The organism is Microbacterium sp. AISO3 (assembly GCF_002204305.1).
Lineage (GTDB): Bacteria > Actinomycetota > Actinomycetes > Actinomycetales > Microbacteriaceae > Microbacterium > Microbacterium arborescens.
This window is the reverse complement of sequence record NZ_NHRF01000011.1, coordinates 15,154-31,537: the sequence shown is the minus strand read 5'-3', so window position 1 is coordinate 31,537 and position 16,384 is coordinate 15,154. Positions and strand designations below refer to the sequence as shown.

The 16,384-nt window shown below is 70.4% G+C and carries 15 protein-coding genes; 9 read left to right on the top strand and 6 right to left on the bottom strand.

Features of this window, described 5'->3' with window-relative positions:
* Nucleotides 1-22: 22 nt before the first annotated feature.
* A complete protein-coding gene (locus CBF90_RS14375; RefSeq protein WP_172407859.1) occupies nt 23-1,561 on the bottom strand; it encodes an MFS transporter in 1,539 nt (512 codons plus the stop codon).
* Between the two features lie 89 nt (nt 1,562-1,650).
* On the opposite strand from CBF90_RS14375, the gene CBF90_RS14370 reads away from it, so the two are divergent.
* Nucleotides 1,651-2,322 (top strand): cysteine hydrolase family protein, encoded by a 672-nt coding sequence (locus CBF90_RS14370; RefSeq protein WP_023954201.1) that lies wholly within the window; start codon nt 1,651-1,653, stop codon nt 2,320-2,322.
* Nucleotides 2,323-2,349: 27 nt separating this feature from the next.
* On the opposite strand, the gene CBF90_RS14365 is transcribed toward CBF90_RS14370, so the two are convergent.
* On the bottom strand, nt 2,350-2,931 hold the full coding sequence (locus tag CBF90_RS14365; protein WP_023954203.1) for a PadR family transcriptional regulator: 582 nt from the start codon (nt 2,929-2,931) through the stop codon (nt 2,350-2,352).
* A gap of 147 nt (nt 2,932-3,078) precedes the next feature.
* Here CBF90_RS14365 and CBF90_RS14360 point away from each other — a divergent pair, with 147 nt between their 5' ends.
* The 5 genes from CBF90_RS14360 to CBF90_RS14340 all read left to right on the top strand — a co-directional run bounded on the left by CBF90_RS14360 (nt 3,079) and on the right by CBF90_RS14340 (nt 8,315).
* A complete protein-coding gene (locus CBF90_RS14360) occupies nt 3,079-4,056 on the top strand; it encodes an ABC transporter permease (protein WP_023954205.1) in 978 nt (325 codons plus the stop codon).
* On the top strand, nt 4,053-4,940 hold the full coding sequence (locus CBF90_RS14355) for an ABC transporter permease (RefSeq protein WP_023954207.1): 888 nt from the start codon (nt 4,053-4,055) through the stop codon (nt 4,938-4,940). The genes CBF90_RS14360 and CBF90_RS14355 overlap by 4 nt, the downstream gene beginning before the upstream one ends.
* Nucleotides 4,937-5,905, top strand: a complete 969-nt coding sequence (locus tag CBF90_RS14350) for an ABC transporter ATP-binding protein (RefSeq protein ID WP_023954209.1) — start codon at nt 4,937-4,939, stop codon at nt 5,903-5,905. Before CBF90_RS14355 ends, CBF90_RS14350 begins: the two co-directional genes overlap by 4 nt.
* Nucleotides 5,902-6,657, top strand: a complete 756-nt coding sequence (locus CBF90_RS14345; RefSeq protein ID WP_088380915.1) for an ABC transporter ATP-binding protein — start codon at nt 5,902-5,904, stop codon at nt 6,655-6,657. The genes CBF90_RS14350 and CBF90_RS14345 overlap by 4 nt, the downstream gene beginning before the upstream one ends.
* A gap of 65 nt (nt 6,658-6,722) precedes the next feature.
* The gene (locus CBF90_RS14340) at nt 6,723-8,315 is read left to right on the top strand and encodes an ABC transporter substrate-binding protein (RefSeq protein ID WP_088380914.1); all 1,593 of its coding nucleotides are present in this window, start codon (nt 6,723-6,725) and stop codon (nt 8,313-8,315) included.
* A gap of 172 nt (nt 8,316-8,487) precedes the next feature.
* Here CBF90_RS14340 and CBF90_RS14330 read toward each other — a convergent pair whose 3' ends face one another.
* A complete protein-coding gene (locus CBF90_RS14330; RefSeq protein WP_088380912.1) occupies nt 8,488-8,943 on the bottom strand; it encodes a GtrA family protein in 456 nt (151 codons plus the stop codon).
* 64 nt (nt 8,944-9,007) lie between these two features.
* On the opposite strand from CBF90_RS14330, the gene CBF90_RS14325 reads away from it, so the two are divergent.
* On the top strand, nt 9,008-9,799 hold the full coding sequence (locus tag CBF90_RS14325; protein WP_172407858.1) for a glycosyltransferase family 2 protein: 792 nt from the start codon (nt 9,008-9,010) through the stop codon (nt 9,797-9,799).
* Nucleotide 9,800: 1 nt separating this feature from the next.
* Entirely contained in the window at nt 9,801-11,267 is a 1,467-nt protein-coding gene (locus tag CBF90_RS14320) for a glycosyltransferase 87 family protein (protein ID WP_064955408.1), read from the top strand.
* Between the two features lie 77 nt (nt 11,268-11,344).
* Here the strand turns inward: CBF90_RS14320 and CBF90_RS14315 are convergent, their stop codons facing one another.
* On the bottom strand, nt 11,345-12,805 hold the full coding sequence (locus tag CBF90_RS14315; protein WP_088380910.1) for a polysaccharide biosynthesis tyrosine autokinase: 1,461 nt from the start codon (nt 12,803-12,805) through the stop codon (nt 11,345-11,347).
* 92 nt (nt 12,806-12,897) lie between these two features.
* Nucleotides 12,898-14,268 carry a polysaccharide biosynthesis tyrosine autokinase gene (locus CBF90_RS14310; RefSeq protein ID WP_064955406.1) on the bottom strand — a complete coding sequence of 457 codons (1,371 nt, stop codon included), beginning with the start codon at nt 14,266-14,268 and terminating at the stop codon, nt 12,898-12,900.
* Nucleotides 14,269-14,375: 107 nt separating this feature from the next.
* On the opposite strand from CBF90_RS14310, the gene CBF90_RS14305 reads away from it, so the two are divergent.
* Nucleotides 14,376-15,617 carry a hypothetical protein gene (locus CBF90_RS14305; RefSeq protein WP_088380909.1) on the top strand — a complete coding sequence of 414 codons (1,242 nt, stop codon included), beginning with the start codon at nt 14,376-14,378 and terminating at the stop codon, nt 15,615-15,617.
* 109 nt (nt 15,618-15,726) lie between these two features.
* On the opposite strand, the gene CBF90_RS14300 is transcribed toward CBF90_RS14305, so the two are convergent.
* A complete protein-coding gene (locus CBF90_RS14300) occupies nt 15,727-16,323 on the bottom strand; it encodes a low molecular weight phosphatase family protein (protein WP_071919100.1) in 597 nt (198 codons plus the stop codon).
* Nucleotides 16,324-16,384: the final 61 nt, after the last annotated feature.

Genomic DNA, 16,384 nt, shown 5'->3' with positions numbered 1-16,384 from the left:
CAGACCCCGGAGTGGATGGCTGTCAACGGCTTTTTCTCGTCGCGTTGGCAACGAGCAGGCCGCGGTCCAAAGCCTCGTCCGCGCGCTCTTCATCGTGCCCGGCTGGGTGTTCGCCGCTGCCAGGCGCCGTTGCCGCACCGTGATTGCGCACGTGGTCGATCGTCGCGATCACTCCACCGACGGCGAGGAGTCCGGCGACGACCCACAGGGCGAGCATGGGCCCCGCCGCAGGTTGACCACCGATCGTGGGCACGGCGAAGAACGTGTAGTAGACGACCATTGCGGCGGCCATGCCGATGGCGGAACCGGAGCGCTGGGCGAACTGGATCAGTGATCCGGCGACACTCGAACGGTGCTCCGGTGCGTATTGCAGGGTACGGGCCTGGTTGGCGGGCGCGGCCGCTCCGGCGCCGAGCGAGCTGATGCTCAGCAGTGCGACGACGACCCACGGCAGCTCGTCGGCGGGAACGAAGCCGAAAGCGAAGCCGATGGCCGCGAGGGCGAGGGCTCCGGTGGCGGTGCCGATCGCGACGAGCGGGCCGTTGGTCGCGCCGACGCGCGAGGCGATCCACGCGCCCGTAAGGCTCGCGATGGCCGAGGGGAGCATCCACAGGGCGGTCTCGAGAGGAGACAATCCGACGATCTGCTGGAGCGCGATCGTGACGATGAGCGTGCCACCCGTCGCGGCGGCGTGCATGAACCCCGAGACAGCGACTCCGGAGCCGAAGTGGCGAAGCCCGAACAGCTCGGGATCGATGAGGGGCTCTCGGCCACGACGGGCCACGCGGCGCTCGTACAGCACGAAGACGAAGATCAGCACGAAGCCAGCGGCGGTGATCAGATACGGCCAGAGCGTGTCGGGGAGTGATCCGGACGACGCCGACAGCGGCGCGATCGCCAGCACCACTCCCAGTCCGAGCAAAGTCGCGCCGCCCAGGTCGAAGCCCGCGCGTCGCACCGACGGCGGTTCGACGATCATGACCGCGGCGAGCGGGACGACCACAGCGCCGGCGACCACGGTGACGACGAAGAGCAGGCGCCAGCCGAGGGCATCGCCGGCGGCATCCATGATCACCCCGGCCAGCACGGGCGCGCCGAGGGAGGTGACCGTCATGACGGCGGCGAGCGTCGCGAGGGGGCGGGCACGCTCGGCGGCAGGGTAGATGCGCTGGATCAGCCCCAGCACCTGAGGCATGAGCAGGCCGGCCCCGACACCTTCGACGATCCGGCCGGCGACGAGAAGCTCCGTCGTTGGAGCGACCGTGCACGCGATACTCGCAGCGACGAAGATCGATGCGCCGACCAGGAAGACCGTGCGTCGCGGCAGGACGTCGCCGATCCGCCCCGCGGGAACGAGCGTCGCCGCGTAAGCAAGCGTGTAGCCGACGAGCATGATCTGCACCGTGGCGGGGTCGCCGCCCATATCGGCCTGGATGGCGGGCAGGGCGATGCCGAGCTTCGACACGTCGAGGATCGTCAGCGCGGCGGCCGCGACGAGCACGGCGAACACCCGCCGGCGTCTCGTGGGCGAGAGGGGTGCCGACCTCGACGATGCGGACACGCAGACCTCCATAGCGGAAACACTGAAGAAACATCCAGACTCTATAACAGAATTGGACTATCAAACCACACTACGAGATTGGGAACGGCATGACCGCTCGCACCGCGTTGATCATGATCGACATGCAGAACATGTACCTGCAGCAGGAGCGCCGCAGTGCGCTCGGCTGGCCGCCCATCTGGGAGTTCGACCGCGTCGTCGACGAGTGCGCCTCGCTGCTCGCCGCCGCCCGGGAAGCCGGCGTCCCGGTGATCTACACGCGGCAGACGTCACGGGCCGACGGTGCCGACATGACGCCCAGCATGCGCCGCCTGCTCGCCGATGCGCCCGCGCCCGACGAGTCGCCGATCGGCGCCGACAGCGACTGGGGCTCGCGCATCCTCGACGCGGTCGCGCCCGCACCGGGCGACATCGTGATGGAGAAGCACCGGTGGGATGCGTTCTTCAACACCGACCTCGACCAGATCCTGCGCAACCTCGACGTCACCCGCCTCGTCGTCGCAGGCTTGCAGACGAACGTGTGCGTCGAGACGACGTCGCGCACCGGCATGATGAAGAACTTCGACGTCGCGGTTCCCGAGGACGCGGTCTCGACCGACGGTGAGGCCCTGCACCGCAGCGCGCTCGACTCGCTGCGCGTGCTCTACGTCGAGGTCGCCCCCTGGCGCGAGCTGCTCGCGCCCGATGCCGCCTGGGACCGTCGTTTCACCACGCCCGGATACGGGCGCACGGCCGCCGATCTCGGGACGATCGGGGCCTGACCGTCGGGCGGGCGCGGTCGCGAGGAGTCAGACCTTCTCGGGGACCGCGCCCGTCACTAGCTCGGGGAACGGGGTCGCAGGATCGTGGAGCACGGCTCGCAGCTCGTCGAGCCACTCGAGCATCAGGTCGGTCTGGCGCAGCCACAGCGTGTAGAGCGCCCGGCGGCTTCGCCACACGGCACTGTCGGGGTCTTCGCGATCGTCGTCCCAGTTGAGCAGCAGGTGCCGCAGGCTGAACTGGCGCTGGCGCTGGAAGGCGACCTCGGCGTCGAGTAGACGGTCGGCGTCGCCCGGGTCGAGCACCCAGAGGTTGAGCAGGCGCAACGACGCGTCGTCGCGGATGCCGTGATCGGGCTGGTCGTGCAGCAGCCAGCGACGGAGCTCGTCGAGACCCTGATCGTTGATGACGTAACTCGTGCGCCCGCGCTCCGTGCGCTCCGTGATGTCGATGAGGCCGAGGCCCTCCATCTTCGCGAGCTCGGAGTAGACCTGCGACGGGCTGGCGTGCCATGCCCGGTCGTTGACGTCGTTGAAGCTCGCGTTGAGGTCGTACCCGGTGCGCGGGCGACCGCGCGAGAGTGCTGCGAGGATCGCGTGCCGCAGGGCCATCTCAGTCCTTTCGCCGGCGGTGGGAGCGCGCAGCCGCGCGGTGCCGGTTTCGTCGATGCTAACGGGGCGTCGTGTCACGGTGCCGTGTTCGACACTTTCACGGTTCGGAAACCCGGCCGTAACACCGCTCCACTACTAATTCCAATTATGGACTACAAAGCCATAGCGCAAAACCGGCTCATCCGGCTCGTCGTCGGACGGCTCGCGATGACGATCGTCACGGCGCTGTTCATCGCGATCGTCGTGTTCTTCGCGATCCGAGCCATTCCGGGCGACCCGGCGCTCACGATCCTCGGTACCGACAGTACGCCCGACGAGCGGGCGCGGCTGCGCACGGTGATGGGACTCGACCAGCCCCTCCTGGCCCAGTTCACGATCTGGCTCGGGCATCTGTTCTCGGGCGACCTCGGGTACTCGTACAGCCAGGGCCGCCCGGTCACCGAGATCATCGGCCCGGCGCTGCAGAACACCCTGCTTCTGGGCACCGCCGCGAGCGTCATCGCCATCCTCCTGGCGATCGTGATGGGCAACCTGGCGACGTCGCCGTGGCGTGGACTGCGCCGAACCGTCGACGCCGCCGAGGCGCTGTTCCTGTCGGCGCCGCAGTACACCGTTGCCCTGCTGCTGCTCATCGCTTTCGCGGTGCTGGTGCCGCTCTTCCCCGCGGGCGGCATCAGCACGCGCGGGGACGGGTCGCCGGTCGACGTGCTGACGCACCTCGCGCTTCCCGCGATCGCCCTCGCCCTCGCGCCTGGCGCGCAGATGGCCCGGTCGCTGAAGACCTCGATCTCGACCCTGTCGGCGTCCGAGCTGCTGCCGACGCTCCGCGCCCGCGGGCTCTCACCGTGGCGCATCACGGTGCACGCTCACCACAACGCGCTGCCACCCATGATCACCGTGCTGGGCATCCAGGTCGGCACGATGCTGGGCGGCGCCCTCTTCGTCGAGCAGATCTTCAGCATCCCCGGTCTCGGCGCGCTCGTCGTCCAGTCGGTGGGGCTGCGCGATTACACGCTCGTGCAGGCCGTCGCCCTGCTCATCGCCGTCATCTTCGTCGTCGTGCTGCTGCTCGCCGACGTCATCAACGCCCTGCTCGACCCGCGGATCAGAAAGGGACGCGCGTGACCTCCATCCTCATTAAGGAGCGGGTGCCGATCGAGGCAGCTCCCCGCTTCCGCCGCCGCTCGATTCTCCGACGGATGCCGCTGCGCAGCCGTGTCGCGCTGTCGATCATCCTGCTGCTGGCCGTGTTCGCCGTCACCGCACCGCTGCTCCCGATCGCCGACCCGCTCGGGGGCGACCTGTCGGCCCGGCTCTCGCCGTTCCTCACCGACGGGCATCTGCTGGGCACCGACACGCAGGGCCGCGACATGCTGAGTCGCCTGCTGTACGGCACCCGCACCTCGCTCGTCGCCGGCGTGGTGCCGATCGTGATCGCGACCGTGCTCGGACTCGCGATCGGCACGATCGCGGGACTCGCCAACAAGACGGTCAACACGATCCTGATGCGCGGCGTCGACTTGCTCTTCGCCTTTCCCGGGGTGCTGCTCGCGCTGCTCCTCGCGATCTCGCTCGGCGTCGGACTCGGCACCCTCATCCTCGCCCTGACGCTCGTCTGGATCGCTCCGGTCGCGCGCATAGCCGAGACCGAGGTCGCCCGCATCCGCGACCTCGACTTCGTCACCGCGGCGCGGTCGAGCGGGGCGACCGACATCGACATCCTCGTGCGCCAGATCATCCCCGTGGCCCTGCCGGCGGTGCTCGCGTACTCGACGTCGCTCGTCGGGGCCAACGTCGCGATCGCGGGCGGACTCGGGTTCATCGGCCTCGGGGTGCCGTCGCCGCAGCCGGAGCTCGGCTCGATCCTGTTCGAGATGCAGGCGGCGGTCTACACCGACGTGTCGCTCGCGCTCGCGCCGGTCGTCGTCATCCTCATGCTGTCGATGCTCTTCCCCCTCGTCGGCGACGGCCTGCGCGACGCGATCGCCGGAAAGGGAGGCCAGTCATGAGCGATCTGCTCGCCACCGTCCCCGCCGGCGGTCTCGCGCCGACGGTGCCGCTCGTGCTGGACGCCACCGACATCCGGGTCTCGTTCCCGCGCCCGGGCAAGACCCCCAGCACCGTCATCGACGGCATCGGGCTCGGGCTCGAGCGCGGCCAGGTCACCGTGCTGCTCGGCGAATCGGGCAGCGGCAAGACCGTGTTCGCGCGGGCCATCACCGGCCTCGCTCCGCCGAGCGCCACGGTGACCGGCAGTGCTGTGTTCGACGGCGTCGACCTGGTGGCCGGATCGCGCGCCCAGCTGCGGGCGCTCCACGGAGACCGCATCGGCGTCGTGCCGCAGGACCCCAATTCGTCGCTCGACCCGATGCGCCAGATCGGCGCCCAGATCGCCGAGACGCTGCTGCAGCACCGGCAGGTCGCGACCCGGGCCTCGGCGAAGGAGCGTGCCGTCGAACTGCTCGATCAGGTGCAGATCCGCGAGCCGCGTCGCGTCATCCGCTGCTACCCGCACGAGGTGTCGGGCGGGATGCGGCAGCGCATCGCGATCGCCATCGCGATCAGCTGCGGACCCGAGCTCATCGTCGCGGACGAGCCCTCGAGCGCGCTCGACGCCTCGGTCGGAGCCCACGTGGTCGGGCTGCTCGACGACCTGCGGCACCGGCTGCACACCGCCATCCTCTTCATCACCCACGACATCGGGATCGCCGCACGCATCGCGTCGCAGCCGCACGACCGCGTCGCCGTCATGCTGGGCGGCCAGATCGTCGAGCTCGGTTTCGCGCCGGCGCTGCTCGGCTCGCCCCGCCACGACTACACCCGCGCGCTGCTCGCGGCCGAGCCCTCCGCGGGCGTCCCCCGCGGACAGCTCGCCGTCGTGCCCGAAGCGGTGCGGTCGCGCCGCGATTGGGGCCCGCTGCTCGAGGTCGCCCCCGGTCACGCCGTCGCGGCAGAAAGCGAGTTCGCCCAGTGAGCGCCATCCTCGAAGGCCAGGGAATCGTCAAGACGTTCGGCGACTTCACCGCGCTGCACGGCGTGGACTTCCGCATCGAACCCGGCCGCACGCTCGGGATCGTCGGCGAGTCGGGCAGCGGCAAGTCGACGCTCGGCCGCATCGTCATGCGCCTGATGAGGCCGGATGCCGGCACCGTGCGGCTCGCCGGCCGCGACCTGTTCGCGCTGAGCCGCACCCAGCTGCGGCGTGCCCGACGCGACTTCCAGCTCGTGCCGCAGGACCCGCGCAACGCCCTCAACCCCACCGCCACCGTGGGGGAGAGCCTGGCGTTCCAGCTGTCGGCGCAGGGCATCGCCCGGCGCGAGTGGCGGGGGCGCATCAACGACCTGCTGCAGACCGTCAGCCTCTCCGCGGACTACGCCCACGCCTACGCGTACGAGCTATCGGGCGGGCAGGCGCAGCGCATCGCCATCGCCCGCGCCATCGCCGGACGACCCAAGCTCCTCGTCTGCGACGAAGCGGTCTCGGCGCTCGACAAGTCGGTGCAGGCGCAGGTGCTCAACACCTTCGCCGAGCTGCAGTCCGAGCTCGGCGTGGCCATGTTCTTCATCACCCACGACCTGGCCGTCGTCGAGCACATCGCCGACGACCTGCTCGTCCTCAACCGCGGCCGCGCGGTCGAGGGCGGCCGCACCGCCGACGTGCTGAGCGCACCGTCGGACGCGTACACCCGAGAGCTTCTGGCGGCACGTCACCCGATCCCCGCCTGAAGGCACCACACCCCGCACCCACTCACCGGCCCCGTTGCGACGTGGCCTCCACCTCCAGGAGAACCATGCCATCCCTCACCTCACCGCGACGCCGGACGCTGCTCGGCGTCACCGTCGCCCTCGCCGCCGCCCTCGCCCTGTCGTCGTGCGCGGCCGGTGCCTCGTCGTCGGAGGACGGCGAGCAGACGCTCGTCATCGGCTCGCAGATGGCGTCGTTCCCGAGCCTCGACACCGGCGCCATCACGACCGCCGGCTACGAGGGGCAGCGTCTGATCGGCAACCTCGTCTACGAGGGCCTCACCAAGCGCGACGTCTCCGATCCCAACGCGCCCGCCGGGGTTGCCCCCGCCCTCGCGTCGTCGTGGGAGGTCGCAGACGACGGCCTCAGCTACACCTTCACCCTGCAGGATGGCGTCACCTTCCATGACGGCACCGATTGGGACGCCGACGCCCTCATCTACAACATCAACCGGTACATGGATGAGACCGATCCGAACTACGACCCCGTTCTCATCACCTATTACACGGTGCTGACCTTCGTCGACTCGGTCGAGAAGGTCGACGACATGACGGTGACGTTCACCCTCAACCAGCCCTTCGCGTTCTTCCTCGCCGACCTCTACAACGTCTACTTCGCCAGCCCCACCTCGCTCGACGAGGACGGCGCCGCAGGTCAGGCCACGAACCCCGTCGGCACCGGCCCGTTCGTGTTCGACGAGCTGCAGCAGAACCAGTCGATCTCGTTCGTCCGCAACGACGACTACTGGGGCGAGGTGCCCCAGCTCGACCGGCTGACGGTCGAGCTCATCCCCGACCCGTCCGCCCGCACGGCCGCCCTCCGCTCGGGCCGCGTCGACTGGATCGAGGCGGCTCAGCCCGACGACCTCGCCAGCCTCGAGTCGGCCGGCTTCGTCGCCACCGGCAACGCCTTCGACTGGGAGTGGTCGTGGCAGCTCATGACCGGTGAGGCGCCGTTCGACGACATCCGGGTGCGCCAGGCGATGAACTACGCCATCGACCGCGAGGCCATCGCCGACGACCTGCTGCACGGCACAGCCGTGCCGGCGCACCAGATGTTCGCCAGCGCGAGCCTGTACTACACCGAGGACGACGACCTCTACGACTACGACCCCGAGAAGGCGAAGGCACTGCTCGCCGAGGCCGGCTACCCGGACGGGCTCGACGTCACGGTCGGCTACATCACCGCCGGCTCGGGAGCGATGCAGGCGAAGTCGATGAACGAGGCGCTGCAGACGCAGCTCGCGGCCGTCGGCATCAACGTCTCGCTCGAGCCCGTCGACTTCTCGGGCATGTACGCCAAGCTCGGCGAAGGCGACACCGGCTGGCAGGCCGCCAACCAGGCCTTCAGCCTCGAGCAGCCCTCGAGCTGGAAGGGTTTCTGGTTCGGCTGCGACGGCAACTTCTTCGGATACTGCAACCCCGAGGCCGAGGCGCTGTACGACCAGGCGCTCACCACGGTCGACGACGAGGAGCGCGCCGCGCTGCTGACCGAGGTCGGCCATCTGGTGACCGAGGACGCCGCATGGCTGTTCGTCGTCAACGACACCGCGCCCCGTGCGATGTCGTCGGCCGTCACCGGCTACGAGCAGCCGAAGAGCTGGTGGATCGACTTCACCGGCATCTCGATGGGGGACTGACCGAGCACGAGCACGAGCACGAGTCCCCGCGGCCGGACGGCGGTCGCGGGGACTCGCGCGTTCGCAGTCGGCGCGAGACGCGGCGTGGGACGCGAACGCGCACCGTCGACGCGAGCACGCACCGCGGGAGGTGCGTCCTCGGCGGGGGGATGCGTCCTCGGTGGCGGTCGGGCTAGCGCGCGGCGGGCTCGGTCGGTGACGCGCGGAAGACGACCGAGTGATAGAAGCCGAAGCGGGCGAGCACGACGACGACGATGCTCACGAGGTTGACGACGTTCACGACGAATGGTCCGGCGGGGCGTCCGAGCACAGCGGATGCCGCCTCGACGCCGCCCCACACGAGGAGCGCACCGAGCGCGGTGCAGACGGCGTTGACGATCACGAACAGTGTGATCTCGACCCAGCGACGCCGACGGGCACGGTCTTTGAACGTCCATTGCCGGTTGCCGAAGTAGGCGTTCACGAGAGCCACGAGCGACGCGACGATCTTCGCGGCGACGGCATCCCATCCGAGCCCGAACAGCAGGATGTTGAAGGTGACGACCTCGATGAGAGTGCTGATGCCACCGACGGTGAGGAAGCGCGCGCTCAGAGCGGCAGCGCGCTTCACGCGAGGGGGCAGTGACATGGCTCGACTAGGCTACAGGCGTTGTCCGCGCCCGGGGACATCACCGGAAAGCACGGGGAGCCACGTGAGTTTCACGCATATCGCCATCGTCATGCCCGCGTACAACGAGGCCGACGGGATCGCCGGGTTCCTCAAGGAGATCCACGAGCATCTCGCGTCGCGTTGCGACCGCCTCGACATCATCGTGGCCGACGACCGATCGACGGACGCCACCGCGTCTGTCGTCGCGCACCTCGAGCTGCCCGGCGTCGAGGTGCAGACCCAGCCCGCCAACCGCGGACACGGCCCCACCGCGCTCGCCGCCTACCGTGCCGGGCTCGCGACATCAGCGGACCTCATCGTCCACGTGGACGGCGACGGGCAGTTCGCCGGCGAGGACATCGCACGTGTCGTGGGGGCTGTGGAGTCGGAGGGCGCAGACGTGGTGCACGGCGTGCGCCGCGGCCGCGATGATCCCTGGTACCGCCGTGTGCTGAGCGCCGGCCTGCGGCTCATCGTCCGCCCATTCGCGGGACGCGCAGTGCCCGACATCAACACCCCGCTCCGCGCCTACCGGCCCGAGGTGATCGCGACGCTGCTCGACGCCGTCGGCGCCGATGCGCTCGTGCCGCACGTGCACTTCTCGCTCGCGGAAGCGCGCCGGCGCATGAGCGTGCGCTACGTCGCCGTTCGGAGTCTTCCGCGCCGCGGCGCTGAGACGACCGGCACCATGTGGGGGACCAGCGGACAGCCGATGCTGCCACCGCCGCGCCTGCGGGCCTTCGCGCGCGACGCCTTGATCGAGCTGTGGCGGCTCTCGCTGCGCCCGGCTGCCCCCATGCGCGGCGTGCGCGAGCAGGCTCGCCAGGAGGCCTGACGTGACCCGCACGCTCCGGACCGTCGCATTCTGGATCGTCGCGGCGCTTCTCGTCGCCGCCCACGGGATCGTCCTCTGGCAGAGCATCTCGGCCACGCGGCTCTGGGAGGACGAGGCGTTCAACCTGACCGTGCCCGTCAACCTCCTCCAAGGACTCGGCTACACCAGCGACGGCACCCTCTCGGGCAGCGAGCTGACGCCCTTCGACGCGCGCATCTCGACGGGACCGGTCGTGCTCCTGCCGATCGCCGCCGTGCTCGCGACCGGCGTCGACCTGGTCGTCGGCGGCCGTCTCGTGCCGGCGGCGTATTTCGTCGCGCTGCTCGTCGCTGTCGGCATCCTGGGCCGCCGGATCGGCGGACGCTGGGGCGCGCTCGTCGCCGTCGCCGTCCCGCTCGCGTTCACCGCCGCCGCGCTGCCCTCACCGATCCAGGGTCCCGCCGACGTGCTCGGCGAGGTACCGGCAGCCGCCCTGCTCGCCTGGGCGCTCGTCGCGCTGCGCACGCGCCCGTGGCTGGCGGGGCTTCTCGTGGGACTCGCGATCCAGGCGAAGTACATCGCCCTGCTCTCGCTCCCCGCCTTCGTCGTCGCGGTGCTGCTGCTCCAGCACGGGCGGCCCTGGATGCGGCGCCTGCGCGCCCTGATCGCGCCCGCGATCGCCCTGGCGGTGCCGACCGTGCTCGTCGAGATCTTCGCCTTCATCTCGCTCGGACCCCGCGGCTTCGTCGACCACCTGCGCGCGACCCGCGACTTCATCCGGAGCGGGGGACAGGTCGCGCACACCACGTTCGGCGAGAAGCTGACGACCCTCGCCTCGTCCTGGTACCTGCCCGCCGCCGTCGTCGTCGCCGCCGTCGTGCTCGCGATCGTCGTGCTGATCGCCGGTCTCGTGCTGCGCTACCGGCCGAGCACCGATCGGTTCTGGGCGACGCTCGCCGCGGAGCCGCGCGCGCACCTCGCCGCCGCAGCCGTGCTCGGATTCGGAGCTTTCGTCGGCTGGTGGTCGACCGCCGGCCACCTGCCGCTGTGGGTGCGGCATCCGGCCCCCGGCATCCTCGCGTTCGCTCCCGTGCTCGTGGCGGCGCTCATCCCGGCAGTGCGACAGCTGTGGCGGTCGGGAGCCGCCGCGCGCGCGGCATCTGTGGTGGTGTCCGCCGCTCTCGCGGGCTGCCTCGTCGTCTCCGGGAGCAGCGCCGGGGTCACCGCTGCCGGTCGGGATGGCACGGAGCTCGCGGCGCAGCGCGAGCAGGCGGCCGCCGTCGCCTCGGTCGAGGCCGACTGGATCGCGACGCACTGGGGCGGACTCGTCGCGGTCGTCGTGATGTCCGGCGCGCACGTCGCGCTGCTCGACGCTCCGCCCGAGAACATCGCCGGCTACCCCCGACTCGACCTGGGCGGAGCCGACCTGTGCGGTGCTGCGGCCCCGCTGGCGGAGGCGCCGGGCATCGTCGTCTGTCCCGCGGGCTGAGTCATCGCACCGTGTGAACGAACGAGCCCGCGAAGCTCTACGACTTCGCGGGCTCGTTCGATCGAGAACCAGGGGCTTCAGCTGCGACGCACGCCCGTCGACTCGGCGCGGTCCGCTCGCCGCTTGGCTTTGGCGTCGGCGCGGCTGAGCTGAACGGGCGCCTGGTCGACGACGTGCGTCGAACCGTAGGTATAGGCGCCGTAGCCGTAGCTGTCGGGTCCCTTTGTCGGGAGCATCGTCACGACGACACCGAGCAGCGTTCCGCCGGCTGTGTCGAGTGTGCGGAACGCTCCCTGCAGCTCCTGTTTCTTCGTGCGGCCCGAGGCGGCGACCATGATGACACCGCGGGTCTTCTTGCTGAGCACCGCGGCATCGGTGACGAGCAGCAGCGGCGGCGCGTCGATGAGCACGTAGTCGAAGTGCTCGGTGAGAGCCGCGAGCACGTTGTCCATCGAGCTCGACCCCAGCAGCTCGCTCGGGTTCGGCGGCACCGGGCCGCTGGGCAGCACGAACAGCTGGTTCTGGCCCCACTTCTGCAGCGCGTCGACCAGCGGGACGCGTCCGATGATGACGTCGGTGAGGCCGACGCCGCCCTCGATGCCCATGTAGTCGGCGACGCGGGGGAGTCGCAGGTCGCCGTCGACGAGCGCGACCCGGGCGCCGGTCTCGGCCAGGGCGATCGCGAGGTTCGCGGTCGTGGTCGACTTGCCCTCGCCGGGGCCGGCGCTCGAGACGACGAAGCTGCGCGGGCCGTCTTCGACGTTCAGGAACTGCAGGTTCGTGCGAAGGGTGCGGAACGACTCGGCACGGGGACTGCGGGGATCGGCGTGCACGATCAGGGGCCGCTTCGACGCTTCGTTGTCGAACGCGATGCCGCCCAGCATGGGCCTGTCGGTGAGCTGCTCGATGTCGTGCAGCGTGTGGATACGGGTGTCGAGCACCGACCGCAGGACGGCGAAGCCGACGCCGAGGGCGAGGCCCAGCAGCGCCCCGACGGCGATGTACAGCGGGACATTCGGGCTCGCGGGCGCCTCGGGCGCGGTCGCGAGCTGGGTCACGGTGACCTGGACGGGGCTCGTCCCCTGACCGTCCGCGGGGCGCTCGATGGTGTTCTGCACCGCTGTGGTGAAGCTGTCGGCGGTCGCGTTCGCGATTCTTGCGGCGAGCTCGGGGTCGGTGTCGGTCACGCCGATATTGATCAGCACCGTGTTCACCGGAGTGGTCGCCGTGATGCGCGACGCGAGCTGAGCGACGGTCTGGTCGAGATCGAGCTCCTCGATCACCGGGTCGAGGACGAGCGAGGTCGGGATGACGTCGACGTAACTGGTGACCATCTGGCGGGCGAACGTCGTGCCCTGCACGAGTTCTCCCGTGGCGGCACCCTCGGTGCGGACCGAGACGTACAGGCTGGTCGATGCCTCGTACCGCGGCGTCTGAAGCAGGGCATATGCCGCCCCGGCTCCTGTTCCGATGATCAGGAGAGCGAGAAGGAGAATCCAATTCCTGTGCAGGATGCGCAGGTAATCGCGGAGTTCCACGTAGTAATTCCCCCTATGAGTGTCCGGTGCGACGGCTCTGTCATTGTTCCACACGGCTCATCCGGTACCGGACAAGAGGTGGGTTCGGACGATCAATCGCCCTTTGCGACGTAGGCGTAAACGCCGTACGAGGTCTTGTCGGCACCCGCCGTCGGCAGCATCGTCACGACGGTCCCGGCGATACGCGATCCGGCGGTCTCGATGTTCTTCACCGCCGAGGTGAGGCGCGCGCGGGTGGTGGAGCCCGCCGCCGCGACGAGGATGACGCCATCGACGGCGCGGCCGACGACAGCGGCATCCGTCACCGCGAGCACCGGCGGGGCGTCGATGATGACGACGTCGAACGCGGTTCGCAGCTCGTCCAGGAGCTTGGACATCGTGGTGGATCCGAGCAGTTCCGCGGGATTCGGCGGGACAGCGCCAGAGGGGAGGATGAACAGCGTCCCCTGGCCCCACCGCTGGAGCACGTCGAGCAGGCTCGCGCGGGACACCAGGACGTCGGAGAGTCCCACGCCGCCCTCGATGCCGAAATACTCCGCCGTCTTCGGGCGCCGCAGATCGGCATCCACGAGGACGACTTTCGACCCCGCTTCGGCGAAGGCGATCGCGAGATTGGCGGCGGTGGTGGACTTCCCCTCCGACGGGTTCGCGCTCGTCACGACGAACGCCAGCGGCCCGCCGGTCGTCGTGAGGAACTGCACGTTCGTGCGCAGCGCGCGGAAGGCCTCCGCGCGGGGGTCGCGGGCGGAGGCGGCGACGATGAGGGGCCGCTTCTTCGACTCCGGGTCGAGCGCGATTCCCCCCAGCAGCGGAGCGGGCACGATCTTCTCGACGTCCTCGACGGTGCGGATGCGGGTGTCGGCGACCGCCCGCAGGATCGCGACGGCGATACCCGCGGCGAGACCCACCAGCGCGCCGAGGGCGAGCGCGAGGCGCATGTTCGGGGCCGCGGGATCGACCGGCACCTGGGCCGGCTGGACCGTCTCGATCCGCACCGGGCTCGGACGCTCGGCGGTCGAGCGCTCGAGCTGTTCGGACACGACGGTCGTGAAGCTGTCGGCGATCGCATTGGCGATGCGCGCCGCGCCCTCGGGACCCGGGTCGGACACGGTGATGGAAATGACGACGGTGTTCTGGGTCGCCGAGACCGAGACCCGCTCGGCGAGCTGCGCGGCGCTCTCGTCGAGGCCGAGATCGGCGATCACCGGGTCGAGGACGAGCGCCGTCGGGATGATGTTGACGTAGCTCTGAACCGCCTGCCGGGCGAAGTCGGTGCCCTGTCGCAGCTCATTGTTGGACGCATCGCCCGAGGACTGCGTCGCCACGAACAGCTGAGTCGTGGCGTCGTAACGCGGCGGCGTCAGGAGCGCCGACGCCGCGCCCGCGGCGATGCCGATCAGCGTGGTCGCGATGATCAGAACGATGTTGCGGCGCAGGATGCGGATGTAGTCGTGGAGTTCCACGTTTCTCCTGTCGTCGGTGTCGCCGGGTATCCTTTCACGAGACCAGACGCTCCACCGACATCCGCGCGCTTTCCGTGCGCCCGAGTCCGAGTCCGAGGCACTTCCGGATGAACTCTCTCGCCGATCTCTTCACCGACGATCGCCGATCGGGCGACGACGGCATCCGCGCCGCGGACAGCATCATCGACGAGCGCCGCCTCGCCGCGCTCGTCGGCCCCCCGCGGATGGAGCAGGCCGTCCCACTCGCCCGACCCGATGAGACCGGGCAGCTCGTCGCGATGGTCGCCGCCGCCGCACAGTCCGCGAGCCCCGTGCACATCGCGGGTAAGTCGGGCGCTCCGAAGATGCCGCGTCGCGGTCACAAGCGCACCGATTGGCTCAACGTCGCGTTCGCCGTGCTCGCTGTCGCCGTCGTCACCGTGGTCGGCGTGTTCGGCGCCATCCAGTTCGCGAACGCCAGCCCCGCGGCATCCGCTCTTCGAGCGCTTTCGGTCGATGAGGCCTCCCTCGCCAACGGCGAGCAGGCCGTGCAGTCAGGTGTCACCCGCATCGAGACCCTCATGGCCGAGGCGCGCGCCGAGGCCGACGGGGTCGAGCCCGCGCTCGCGACGGTCGCCGGATACGTCGACGAGTCCGCGCGGGCGGCCGCAGTGCAGGCGGTCGCCGACCTCCGGGCCGGACTCGACGCGATCGAGGTGCCGTCGACTCCCGCCGCATATACCCGGCCCGCGATCGACACGGATGACCTCGCGCAGGTCGGAGCCCAGATCGACGTCGTGCGCGAGCGCTCCGATGAGCTGACGGCGATGACCGAGCAGACGCGGGCCGTGCGAAGCCAGGTCGTCGCCCTCCGCGATGCGTTCGTGGGTTCGATCGCGGCGCTGGGCGCGAGCTTCCCGGCCTCCGCGGAGGCAGAGGTGACCGAGTACGCCGAGGCGCTGCCGTCGTTCCGCGACGCTGTGACCGCGGCCGCTGCTGCCGTGCCTGCCGCGCAGGCCGCCGGTGGCCTCGGGGCTGCTGAGATGGTCGCGTATCCGCCGCTCGTCGACGCGCTGCACCGCGACCACGAACGGGCGATCGCCGCGATCATCGCCGAGCGCGAGGCCGCGCGGAACACCACCGGCCGCGGGTCGACCAGCCCGGGCACGGGGAGCGGCAACAGCGACACGGGCGGCACGGTCACCCCCGAGCCCACACCGAGCGATCCCGCCACGGGCGGCGACACCGGCGGAGGGGATACCGGCGGAGACGGCTCCGGCACTGGCGACGGATCGTCCGGCGGCGACGGCACGGGCGGGGACACCGGAGGAGACGGCACACTTCCCGGTGGCGCCGTCATCCTCCCGTAGGCCCCGGGTTGAGCCCGTCCTCGGTCGGTTCGCCAGGAACTGCGGATGCTCGCGGTGCAGGATCCGCGTTCAGCGGCGAGTCGACCTGGTCGGCGGGGTGGTGGGCCTGTCAGGCGGCGACGGCCAGACGGACGGCTCGGACGACCTCGTCGATCGCCGGTACGAGCTGCGACCCGGACAGCTGGTAGGTGTTCCACGAGCGGCGGTAGGGGTCGATGACGTCGTCGTCGTCGGGAGACTCGGGCGGCAGCGCCATGCCCCGGTGTGACGCGACGACGGCGACGGCGGCACGCAGACGCGCCGACGGATCGTCGCCTGCCGCATCCGCGGCGCCGCGGATCTCGTCGTCGCTCGCGTCGGCAGCCAGCCGCGCGAACTCACGAAGCGTGAACGCCGCGCGCAGGCGGCTGGGTGCGAGCTCGACGATGCTGCGGCGGTGCTCGCGCGCCATCGCCAGGATCAGATCCGGCGACGACAGGCGCGCCGGCGAGATGAGCTGCGAGCGGTGCGCGTCGGCCATCTCGGCGCTCACGCCGTTCTCGACCGCGAGGCGCTGGGCTTCGGCCGGCATCGGCGCACCGCCCATGTCGTAGGTGCCGCCGCTGGTGACGGCTCCGGGCAGTCCCGCCAGACGCGTGCGCAGGAGCTGCTCGGCGAGCGGGGAGCGGCACACGTTACCGGTGCAGACGGTCATGATCTCGAACATCGGGAGCTCTTTCCGTCGAGGGCTGGACGACCCCGTCAGCCTAACCGGCGTGTCGGCTCTC

Bases quoted from the DNA above. Each gene is read 5' to 3' on its own strand.
- CBF90_RS14370 (WP_023954201.1), top strand. From the start codon at position 1,651: ATGACCGCTCGCACCGCGTTGATCATGATCGACATGCAGAACATGTAC.
- CBF90_RS14365 (WP_023954203.1), bottom strand. From the start codon at position 2,931: ATGGCCCTGCGGCACGCGATCCTCGCAGCACTCTCGCGCGGTCGCCCG.
- CBF90_RS14360 (WP_023954205.1), top strand. From the start codon at position 3,079: ATGGACTACAAAGCCATAGCGCAAAACCGGCTCATCCGGCTCGTCGTC.
- CBF90_RS14350 (WP_023954209.1), top strand. From the start codon at position 4,937: ATGAGCGATCTGCTCGCCACCGTCCCCGCCGGCGGTCTCGCGCCGACG.
- CBF90_RS14340 (WP_088380914.1), top strand. From the start codon at position 6,723: ATGCCATCCCTCACCTCACCGCGACGCCGGACGCTGCTCGGCGTCACC.
- CBF90_RS14330 (WP_088380912.1), bottom strand. From the start codon at position 8,943: ATGTCACTGCCCCCTCGCGTGAAGCGCGCTGCCGCTCTGAGCGCGCGC.
- CBF90_RS14305 (WP_088380909.1), top strand. From the start codon at position 14,376: ATGAACTCTCTCGCCGATCTCTTCACCGACGATCGCCGATCGGGCGAC.
- CBF90_RS14300 (WP_071919100.1), bottom strand. From the start codon at position 16,323: ATGTTCGAGATCATGACCGTCTGCACCGGTAACGTGTGCCGCTCCCCG.